Annotated in this window: 1 protein-coding gene and 2 pseudogenes; 1 reads left to right on the forward strand and 2 read right to left on the reverse strand. The window is 53.8% G+C overall.

Annotated features, from left to right (window positions below):
- Together A9D15_RS00305 and A9D15_RS00310 are read right to left on the reverse strand one after the other, a co-directional pair.
- A pseudogene (locus A9D15_RS00305) lies at positions 1-424 on the reverse strand (transposase); the annotation flags it as partial.
- A 15-nt stretch (positions 425-439) separates the two neighbouring features.
- Positions 440-2,098, reverse strand: a complete 1,659-nt coding sequence (locus A9D15_RS00310) for a CHASE domain-containing protein (protein ID WP_082924155.1) — start codon at positions 2,096-2,098, stop codon at positions 440-442.
- Between the two features lie 604 nt (positions 2,099-2,702).
- Between A9D15_RS00310 and A9D15_RS16010 the strand changes: the two are divergent.
- Positions 2,703-3,468: pseudogene (locus A9D15_RS16010) on the forward strand (IS5 family transposase); the annotation flags it as partial.

The following is a 3,468-nucleotide window of genomic DNA, read 5'->3' on the forward strand; positions in this document are numbered from 1 at the left end:
ATCAGCGCCAGCGTCTCGTCCGTTTCCGGCACCGGTGCGTAGTAATAGGACGAGCGGCTGATAAGCAGCAGACGGCACTGCGCCGAGATCGACAAGCGATGGTGAGCAGGTTCGACCATTGCCCGCCTCCGATCCACGCTCATCGACCGAAGGCTTTTGCTAAAAAATCCCGCTCCACGACCAGTTGCCCGATCTTGGCGTGCAGCTTTTCCACCTCGCTCTCGCTGACGGCCCTGGCCGTATCGCCGGCGCCGGAGAAGGTGCTTGCCATCCCGTCGATGGCTTGGCGCTTCCACGATGCGATCATCGTGTGGTGGACACCGTGCTTGGCTGCCAGCTCCGCCAGCGTCAGGTCGCCCCGGATCGCTTCCAGCGCAACCTTGGCCTTGAAATCCGCGCTGTAGCGCTTTCTCGTCGTCTTCATTCCCGTACCAATCCATCAGGTCGGGATTAGCTTAGCATCCTGTCCAGGAAACCGGCACCACCTCACAGCGAGTTCGGCAGTTGCCTCTGTAACTTCACGAATTACGTGGCCCTCCCTTTTGATGAAGGTCATCAATAGGGCACCAAGAAGTAAGGTTATCATTAGACCGCTGACAAGAACAACAAATGGAGCACTAGAGGTCGAACTCCGCTCAAACGCAGGCAAGCTAGTCCAGCGTAATAGAAACGGTTGTCCGGCTAAGGTGATTGTCTTTTCAAGTGCAAACTTTGGATGCTCACTGACACATCCAGATGCGTATAGAAGATCGGCTTGCCCCCCAACATCACCATGGAAAACTTGCAAGGCAAAATCCGCCCCTTGTTGCGGCGTCAACACGCTCAGTAGTTCTTCCGCGACCAAAGGAGCGTATATCCATCGCCCCGTTGGCCTCCCGCCATCATCAAGAATAGGCAGGATTAGCAGAAAGCCAGCGCCTTTTCGTGCGTCTTGCACTAGCACGATCGGACGCGTCAGAACTGCAGCTTCATGTTTTGTAGAAAGTGCGATGGCCTCGCGCCGCCCCGCCTCGAAAGCTAGGTCAAGGCCTAACGCAGCTAAATTTTCCGAAAGTGGCTCTATCCTGTTTATTATAAAGTGCCTTTCTCTTTGCGCCTGTGGATGGACTTCAAATCTCTCACCAAACTCATTCGCGAAACGACCTCTAAAGTCTTCGAGGTCTTCGCCCGCCACTTCTTCGAATACGCCGAAGCCACGCATACCCGGATAGGAACGGTCAAGGTTCATCCGTTTTACATATTCGCGCCATACGGAAGGTGTAATCTCTCCGTTCAGAGCTACGAAAGTCGACCCACTCTCCAACGCTCGCTGATAAATTTGCAAGCGGTACCGCAACGCCTCATCTGTGTTTGCGGCCATTTCAGTGAGGTCTTGCTCCGCCTGACGAAACTCTCGCTCAGAAAGAAATTGCCAAGCATAGAAGGTAATAAGCACCGTGGCCGCGAGGCTAATCGCAACCAGAGGGCTAGCGCCCTGAAGATTGCGGCCAGACCACAGAATTGAAACTGGTGACCAACGCGAGAGCAGAAGGATGGGACTGATTAAGGCTACGCCAAGCAGATCGCCCAAAAACCAAGTAAGCCAATTCTGCAGGAGCAAATCCGGACCGATCGAGCCGGTAGCAAAAAGTGCAAAGGCGCCAATAGTGGGGGCGATGAGGCACGGCAGGAAAATGACCTGCAGAATAGCTAACGCAGTTTGACGAAAATCTGAAAGTTCGATGCCATCCGAGAAACGCTTAGCCATCCAAAGCCCAGCAAATGCCTGGAAGCTACCACCGACGCCTATTATCGCGGCATTTGTAAACAGGACTAAGCTCTGCTCAACTGCCAGCGAAGCTTCAAAATCTCTAGCAGTATTGAAAAGGAATGAACCCAGCCAAACTCCTGGCCACAATTTGCCTCCCCGCAGCAGCAAACCGCACAGCGCGACGCCCGACGCCGGCCATACAATCGTTGCGTAGCCTGGAGGTACCGCGAGAGAGATTCCGACATATCCTGCGATGAAATACGCAACCGTTAAGATGGCGATATCACGGACGACGTCAGGCGTTAAAAAACTGCGTCTACAATCCAGTCTCGTTCGAGTTTTCCCCATAAATCCTTGAATCGCGCACCGATAGTGAAAGCTGTTTAATAATTCGCGAAGGTTAACGAGTCTAAACGAAGCTTGCCGGTAAAATGCCAGTGACGCTTTTTATACACCTCTGCTTGCACTCCAAGCACCCGCCGTCGATGTCTTGCCGACTTTACAAAACCACTGCGGCCCAAATCAATGGTTAGCCAGCGCCGATGAGCATAGTTAACCAAAATGCGAGAGAGAGAGAGAGAGAGAGAGGCCGCCGCGGATCGAGGCCTATGACACAATTGCTTGTTGTTGAGCAAAAGGTGGCCCCTAACCCAGTCATGATTTTAGTAATGACTTATAGTATGACGAGATAAATTGCGTTGACCCAAGCAGCTATAATTACGATGGCAATCGCAATCATCTCCCAATGTCTTCTGAAAAAATGCAAAAAACTTGAAAACATCTTGGTCCAACCCTATTTTCAGCACGCTTCCACTCGTCGGTGAGTCATTAACCGACTAAACAAAATGATCGCATGGTGTTACACTAGGCCCTGTTGACAAACTGGATTCACAATCGCTGCGAGATGTGATTCAAGATAGCTTTTGCGGAGGTTATCTTGGCGCGGTTGCTGATGGAGGATGCCGAGTGGGCATTCTTTGAACCCTTTTTGATAGCGATCCGGGGGCAAGGCGGTCGCCCGGCCTCCAACCACCGCCTTGTTCTCGATGGTATTTTCTGGATTGCTCGAACCGGTGCTGCCTGGCGTGATCTGCCTGAAGAGTTCGGCAAGTGGTCGAGCGTGTATCGCCAGTTCCGGCGCTGGACCCTGGCCGGACTTTGGGAACTGGTGCTCGATGCCCTCAACGATAGCGGCGCAGCGCCAGACAGCGTCCAGATGATCGACAGCACCGTGATCCGCGCGCACCACTTGGCAGCGGGCGCAAAAGGGGGACTCAAAGACAGGGTTTTGGCCGTTCAAAAGGTGGCTTCACGTCCAAGATCCATCTCATTACCAACGCTCACGGCCTCCCTGTCCGGGCGGAAGTAACGGGAGGTGAAGTATCTGACTTCAAAGGCTTCGATGCTCTGGTCGACGATGACCTGCCGACGGCTCGCGTGTTCCTGGCTGACCGGGGTTATGACAGCGATCATATCCGGGCAACGATCACCGAGCGTGGCGGAACACCAGTGATCCCGGCCAAGGCCAATCGCAAAGAGCCGATCCCGCACGACACCGTCACCTACGCCTTGCGGAACCGTATTGAGCGGTGCTTCGCCAAGCTCAAATGCTCGCGCCGCCTCGCAACCCGATACGACAAAACCTCAGCAAGCTATCTCGGCTTCATACATATCGCCGCCGCCCGCCTCTGGACCAATCAGTTTGTCAACAGGGCCTA

Origin of the sequence: Croceicoccus pelagius (assembly GCF_001661915.1) — a bacterium.
Lineage (GTDB): Bacteria > Pseudomonadota > Alphaproteobacteria > Sphingomonadales > Sphingomonadaceae > Croceicoccus > Croceicoccus pelagius.

Bases quoted from the DNA above. Each gene is read 5' to 3' on its own strand.
- A9D15_RS00310 (WP_082924155.1), bottom strand. From the start codon at position 2,098: ATGGGGAAAACTCGAACGAGACTGGATTGTAGACGCAGTTTTTTAACG.